Genomic DNA, 6,524 nt, shown 5'->3' with positions numbered 1-6,524 from the left:
TGGTCGCCTGAAAACGGCTACTCGAATCACTTCGAGGCAGAGCGCGACGTAATGGACTTTATCGCTCATTACAACCACAGACGCTGTCACACCGCCTCGAACAACCTGCCGCCAGCCATCTTTGAAAAGCTAGCGGCGTAATACTCCTACAGAATGGTCTAAAAAAACTGGACCACTTCAAGCCGGCTCCTACAGGTTTTTGTGTCGAGTTATCGAACGGCGCTAACCCCATCCAATGTTGAAAACGACGTGTCCTTGGCCGTCAGCAAAAAGTCGCGCATGTACGGCGCATCGAGCATGTCGGTGCGGATGGCTGCATACAGCGTGGCAAACAGACCTCTCTCGCCCAAGCGCTTGGCCTTCACATAACCCCGCGAGCTGTATTCATGCAATGCCCAATGCGGCACACCACAGACACCGCGACCGCTGGCCACCAGTTGCATCATCATCACCGTCAGTTCCGAGGTACGGACCTGGGCCGGTTCGATGTCGGCCGGCTCGAGGAAACGGGTGAAAATGTCCAGTCGATCGCGTTCCACCGGATAAGTGATCAACGTTTCCGCGAGTAAATCTTCGGGGACGATATAGGCCTTGCCGGCCAGGCGGTGCTGGTTGGCCACCGCGAGCATCGCTTCATAGGTGAACAGCGGGACATAGGTGATGCCGGCCAGGTCCACCGGATCGGACGTCACCACCAGGTCCAGGTCGCCACGGGCCAGGGCCGGTAGCGGGGCGAAGGAGAAACCCGAGGCCAGGTCCAGCTCGACCTCCGGCCAGGCATCGCGGAACTGGTCGATGGTCGGCATCAGCCACTGGAAGCAACTGTGGCACTCGATGGCCATGTGCAGGCGACCGGCAGTGCCGCCCGCCAGGCGACCGATGTCGCGCTCGGCGGCGCGCAGCAGCGGCAGGGTCGCGTCGGCCAGTTGCAGCAGGCGCAGACCGGCGCTGGTGAAGCGCACCGGTTTGGTCTTGCGCACAAACAGCGGCATGCCCATGCGCTCTTCCAGTTCCTTGAACTGATGGGACAGGGCCGACTGCGTCAGGTGCAGGCGATCGGCCGCATCCACCAGGCTGTCGGCTTCGCGCAGGGCATGCAGGGTCTTGAGGTGACGGATTTCAAGCACCGGGGGCTCCATGAAAAAAACTTGTCGATAAATCGAAAGGGTTGAGTTTGCTTCCTGTTGATGGAGCTGTCGACCTTCGCACGCCCGATGGCGCGAACGACCGCTCGGCGCCCTTCATCAAACTGTCACGCAACTGTGGCAGCGCGCTTGAACAAACATCATCAGACTCGCGCTCTACTGGGGTTCTGCGTTTTGGTGTTTTTCATGGGTGCTGCATTTTTTTCTCGCGTCTTATTTTTGGCCGTGCTGCTGTTCGGCCTGCCGTCCCTGGCGGCTTCGCGGTGTGACGTCAATGTTGCGACCGAACGGGTGGATCTGGCTCAGGTAAGCCTGGCGTACCAGAGCATTGGCCGTGCGTCGGATCCAGCGTTGCTGCTGGTGATGGGCCTGGGCGGTCAATTGATTCACTGGCCGGACGAAGTGGTGGTCGCCCTGTGCCAGCAAGGTTTCCGGGTGATCCGCTACGACAATCGCGATGTCGGCTTGTCGACCTGGCGCCAGGCACCGGCCGACGCCAACCTGACCTTCGAAGTGTTGCGCTACAAACTCGGGTTGCCGGTGTCGTCGCCGTACTCGCTGACTGACATGGCCGACGATGGCCTGGGCTTGATGGACGCCCTGCATATCGACCAGTTCCATGTGTTGGGCGCCAGCATGGGTGGGATGATTGCCCAGCACATGGCGGCCATGGCACCACAACGGGTCGAGAGCCTGACCCTGATCATGACCAGCTCGGGCGCCGAAGGCTTGCCGGCGCCAAGTGCTGCGCTGGTGCAGTTGCTGGCCCGGCGCGGCGCACCGAACCGTGAAGTCGCCCTGGAGCAGCAGGCCGACTTGCTGGCGGCACTGGGCAGCCCGATGGTCACCGATGACCGCCAGGCCTTGCTGCGACAGGCGGCGCAGTCCTATGACCGGGCGTTCAATCCCGAGGGTGTGAAACGCCAGATTATGGCAATCCTTGCCGAGCCAAGCCGGGTGGCGCTGCTCAATCAACTGCGGGTACCGGCGCTGGTGGTGCACGGCACCGCTGATCCGCTGCTGCCAGTGATGCACGGCGTGCACCTGGCAGCGCATTTGCGCGGCAGCCAGTTGATCCTGATCCCGGGCCTGGCCCATCGCTTCCAGGAAGCCTTCAAGGCGCCCTTGCTAGCGGCGGTCCTGCCGTATCTGCGCGAACACCGCGAAGACACCTCACACTGGGCACAGATCGAGCCGGTGGCTGATCACAACCTCCTTTAACTCCCGCTCCCTTGTAGGAGCCGGCTTGCCGGCGACGGCGTTGTATCAGTCGACATCTTCCTGGCTGAAACACCGCTTTCGCGAGCAGGCTCGCTCCTACAAAGGATCTGCTGGCGGGTGTATCGTGCAGGTTTTCCAGCGCCTGTCCCGATTGCGAGGTGTGTGATGAGTACGGCATTGAAGATCGATTTCGTCAGCGACGTGTCCTGCCCGTGGTGCGTCGTGGGGTTGTATGGCCTGATCAAGGCCCTGGATGTCCTGCGTGACGAAGTGCGCGCCGAGATCCGTTTCCAGCCGTTTGAACTGAACCCGAAGATGGCGCCGCAAGGGCAGAATGTCACCGAGCACATCACCGAGAAGTACGGCTCGACCCCTGAGCAATCGCAGAAAAATCGCGAAATGATCCGCGCCCGCGGTGCCGAGCTCGGGTTCGCCTTTCGCACCAACGCCGACAGCCGAATCTACAACACCTTCGATGCCCATCGCCTGTTGCACTGGGCAGGGCAACAAGGGTTGCAACTGCAACTCAAGGAAGCGCTGTTCAAGGTGTATTTCACCGAGGGCGGCAACCCGTCCGACCCTGCTCAACTGGTGCAGGTTGCCGAACAGGTCGGGCTGGACCGCCAGCGCGCCGAGGCGATACTGGCCTCGGATGAGTTCGCCGATGAGGTGCGCGAGGAAGAACAGTCATGGCTATCGCGTGGGGTGAACTCGGTGCCGACCGTGGTGTTCAACGGGCAGTACGCGGTCACGGGAGGGCAACCGGTGGAGAGTTTCGTGATGGCGATCCGGCAGATCATGGCGCAAGCGAAGGGTGGCACCGTCAACTGACGCGGGAAGAGCTTTTTGTGGCGAGGGGGCTTGCCCCCGTTGGAGTGCGAAGCGCTCCCCCGGCATTCTTCCCGCTACAACCGATTTGCAGGTTTTACGACTGCTGCGCAGCCGAGCGGGGGCAAGCCCCCTCGCCACACGTCCTCTGGCCACAGAAACCTTCGAGCGAGCCTCAACGCACAATCTTGTCCACATGAATCCCCAGCTTCTTCAGCCGATACCAGAAGCTGCGCTCGGAAATTCCGATCAATTGTGCCGCCGCAGCCTGTACCCCATTGCTCTGGGCAAGCGCCGCGAGGATGTAGTTCTTTTCCACTTCCGCCAGCGCGGCGTCCAGGTTTGACGGCACGCTGTTGCCGTCGGTGAAAATGCCGCTGCTGTCGACGGGCCTGGCGGCGAACAGATAGGCCGGCAGGTCCTGATCTTCGATCACCGTCCCCGAGGCGACGATGGTCGCCCGTTCGACGCAGTTTTGCAGTTCGCGGATATTGCCCGGCCACGCGTAATTGGCCATCGCCTGCAAGGCTTCTGCACTGAAGCCGGTGATGCGCTTGCCCGCCGTGGCACCGAGGATATGGGCGAAGTGGCGGGCCAGCGGGGCAATGTCTTCGGCCCGTTCACGTAGCGAGGGAAGGGGGATGGGAAACACGTTGAGGCGGTAGTAGAGGTCTTCGCGAAACTCCTTGGCCGCCACCGCTTCCAGCAGGTTCTTGTTGGTGGCGGCAATCACCCGCACATCGACCTTGCGTTCGCGAGGGTCGCCCACCGGCTCGATGATGCGCTCTTGCAACGCACGGAGGATTTTCGCCTGCAAGGCCAGGGGCATTTCGCCGATTTCATCGAGGAACAATGTGCCGCCATCAGCCTGCTGGAAACGCCCGACCCGGTCGCTGGTGGCCCCGGTAAATGCGCCTTTGCGGTGGCCGAACATCTCGCTTTCCAGCAAACCTTCGGGGATCGCCGCACAGTTCACGGCGACGAAGGGTTTGTCGGCACGATTGCCGTGTTTGTGGATGGCCCGCGCGACCATTTCCTTGCCGGTGCCGCTTTCGCCGGTCAGCAGGATCGTCGCGTTGCTTTCGCGTACCGAATCGATGGCCTGCAGCACCCGGCGAAAGCTCGGGCTATCGCCGATCAGGCTGTCGATCTGCTGGTGCTCGTCAAGTTCGGCGCGCATGCGCTGGTTGTCTTTGAGGATGTCGCGAAATTCCAGGGCCTTGCTGACGGTGATGTCCAGTTCGTCGATGTCGAACGGCTTGGCGATGTAGTCGAAGGCGCCATTGCGCATCGACTGCACGGCGTTCTTCACCGTGCTGTAGGCGGTCATGACGATCACCGGCAAGTGCGGAAAGCGGGTTTTGATTTCTGCCAGCAATTGCGGGCCGTCCATGCCGGGCATGCGCCAGTCGCTGATCACCAGGTCGATGTCTTCGGCTTCCAGCACCTTGAGCGCATGCAGGCCATTGCCGGCGGTGAACACGCAGACGCCATTCTGGCCCAATGCCGAGGCCAGCAGGTCGCAGAGCTTGGGTTCGTCATCGACCACCAGTACGTTATGCGTCATTGCTGCCCTCGTCGAACGGTTCACCATTGGCCGGAATGTACAGGCTGAAGATGGCCCCGGCATCCTTTTGACTGACGCACTCGATGCGCCCGTCATGACTTTCCATGATCGAGAACACCTTCGCCAGCCCCAGGCCCGTGCCCGATGCCTTGGTGGTGACGAATGGCGTGAAGATCCGCTCCAGCATGTCCGGCTCGATGCCCTGGCCGGTGTCCTGGATACTGATCACGATGTAGCTCGATTCGCGGCGAATCTTCACCGTCAGCCGCCCACCCTCGGGCATCGCATCGATGGCGTTGACGATCAGGTTCAGCCCGGCCTGCTTGAGTTGCCGGGCATCGGCATGCAGCGTCGCGCCGGGGGCTTGATCCTGTACCTGCACCTCGATGTGGTGGCTGGCCAGTTCCGGGGCGCAGAAGCCGATCAGTTCATCCACCACCTGCCGCGCCGATTGCGCCGAGCGCATCGGTGCACTGGGCTTGGCGAAGTCGAGGAACTCGGTGATCAGGTCGTTGATGCGGCTGACTTCGCTGACCACGTATTCGAGGTGACGCTTGTCTGCCTCGGGTAAATCGGTGCGCCGGTGCAGCAGTTGCGTGGCGGTCTTGATGATACCCAGTGGGTTGCGGATTTCGTGGGCCAGGCCCATGGCGACCTCACCCAGCGCGTGCAAGCGGTCACGACGGCGCAGCTGTGATTCCAGGTGCTGCAATTCACCCAGGCGTTCGCTCATCAGGTTGAAGGTGCTGCTCAGTTCTGCCAGTTCATCGCCGCCGGTGACCGGCAAGCGCTGCCGGTAATCCCCGGCGATGACGGCCTGCACGCCGTTGGACAGGTTGCTCAAGGGCTTGGTCAGGCGTTGTGACACCAGCCAGCCAACGGCCAGGGACGCCGCCGAACTGAGCAGGAATATCAGGATGAACAGGCTGCTCTGGTTCACCAGCCCGACCAGGCTGGTGTGGCGCAGAAGGCCGCTGAAGATCACGCCTTGCAGTTGCCCGTTTTCGTTGAGGATCGGCCGGTAGATGCCGCTGTAGCGACTGGTGGACTGCTCGATCGGCTGCTTGGTGGCGCGCAGGGTCTGCTCGATTGTTTCCGGCACTGCCGCTGGATGGTCCTCGAAACGCTGGGTGGAAAAGATCTCCGAAAAATTGTCACCCTTGGCCAGGTACAGCCGCAGGTCCAGAGAGTGCACGTCGGCGACACTGGTCAGGAAGCTGCTGTCGAGATAGGTGGCGACGATCATCTTGTAGTCGACGCCGTTCTGCTCGGTCTCGAAGGTCGAGACCACCGTGCCGGTCGCGACGCCGCCGACCTGCAAGGTTTGCAGGACTGCCTTTGGGGCGATGCTGATCTGCCGGATGATGTCGTCGGCCGCGGTGCTGAACACCACTTTGTGATCGCTGTTGCGCACCAGCGCGACCACGTCGATGCCCATCGAGTCGGCAATGTCGGCGGTGAGCTTGTCATGCCTGGCGGTCAAGTCATCCGTGGGCTGGCGGGTAAAACGCAGGAACAACTGCGCCGCCCGGGCGTTTTCGTGGAGAATTTCGGTGATTTCGTCCTCGACGATCTGGGTCGACTCCTGCAGCCAGATCCGCACGTTGCTGTCGAAAATCTGCGATAGGGTGGTGGCCGCCAGCTCCGCGGCAATCATGGTCGGAATCACGCTCACCAGCCAGAACGCCAGCACCAGTTTGCGTTGCAGGCTCCAGCCGGAGAGGGTGAAAGGTCGGGCGTCGGGGCGTCGGTCTTGGGTCATC

Annotated in this window: 5 protein-coding genes; 2 read left to right on the top strand and 3 right to left on the bottom strand. The window is 61.8% G+C overall.

Features of this window, described 5'->3' with window-relative positions; translation table 11 throughout:
- Positions 1 to 209: 209 nt before the first annotated feature.
- Positions 210 to 1,127 carry a transcriptional regulator MetR gene (gene metR, locus J1D76_RS16780; RefSeq protein ID WP_421139356.1) on the bottom strand — a complete coding sequence of 306 codons (918 nt, stop codon included), beginning with the start codon at positions 1,125 to 1,127 and terminating at the stop codon, positions 210 to 212.
- 204 nt (positions 1,128 to 1,331) lie between these two features.
- On the opposite strand from metR, the gene J1D76_RS16775 reads away from it, so the two are divergent.
- Positions 1,332 to 2,366: an alpha/beta fold hydrolase gene (locus J1D76_RS16775; RefSeq protein WP_421139355.1), complete on the top strand. Its 1,035-nt coding sequence runs from the start codon at positions 1,332 to 1,334 to the stop codon at positions 2,364 to 2,366.
- 165 nt (positions 2,367 to 2,531) lie between these two features.
- On the top strand, positions 2,532 to 3,197 hold the full coding sequence (locus J1D76_RS16770; protein WP_421139354.1) for a DsbA family oxidoreductase: 666 nt from the start codon (positions 2,532 to 2,534) through the stop codon (positions 3,195 to 3,197).
- A gap of 172 nt (positions 3,198 to 3,369) precedes the next feature.
- On the opposite strand, the gene J1D76_RS16765 is transcribed toward J1D76_RS16770, so the two are convergent.
- Together J1D76_RS16765 and J1D76_RS16760 are read right to left on the bottom strand one after the other, a co-directional pair.
- The gene (locus J1D76_RS16765) at positions 3,370 to 4,761 is read right to left on the bottom strand and encodes a sigma-54-dependent transcriptional regulator (protein ID WP_421139353.1); all 1,392 of its coding nucleotides are present in this window, start codon (positions 4,759 to 4,761) and stop codon (positions 3,370 to 3,372) included.
- On the bottom strand, positions 4,751 to 6,523 hold the full coding sequence (locus tag J1D76_RS16760) for an ATP-binding protein (RefSeq protein ID WP_421139351.1): 1,773 nt from the start codon (positions 6,521 to 6,523) through the stop codon (positions 4,751 to 4,753). Before J1D76_RS16760 ends, J1D76_RS16765 begins: the two co-directional genes overlap by 11 nt.
- Between the last annotated feature and the right edge of the window lies 1 nt (position 6,524).

Origin of the sequence: Pseudomonas sp. NFX15 (assembly GCF_049132105.1) — a bacterium.
Classification (GTDB): domain Bacteria; phylum Pseudomonadota; class Gammaproteobacteria; order Pseudomonadales; family Pseudomonadaceae; genus Aquipseudomonas.
Note: the sequence above shows the minus strand (reverse complement) of the source record. Positions and strands in the feature narration are given on the sequence as shown.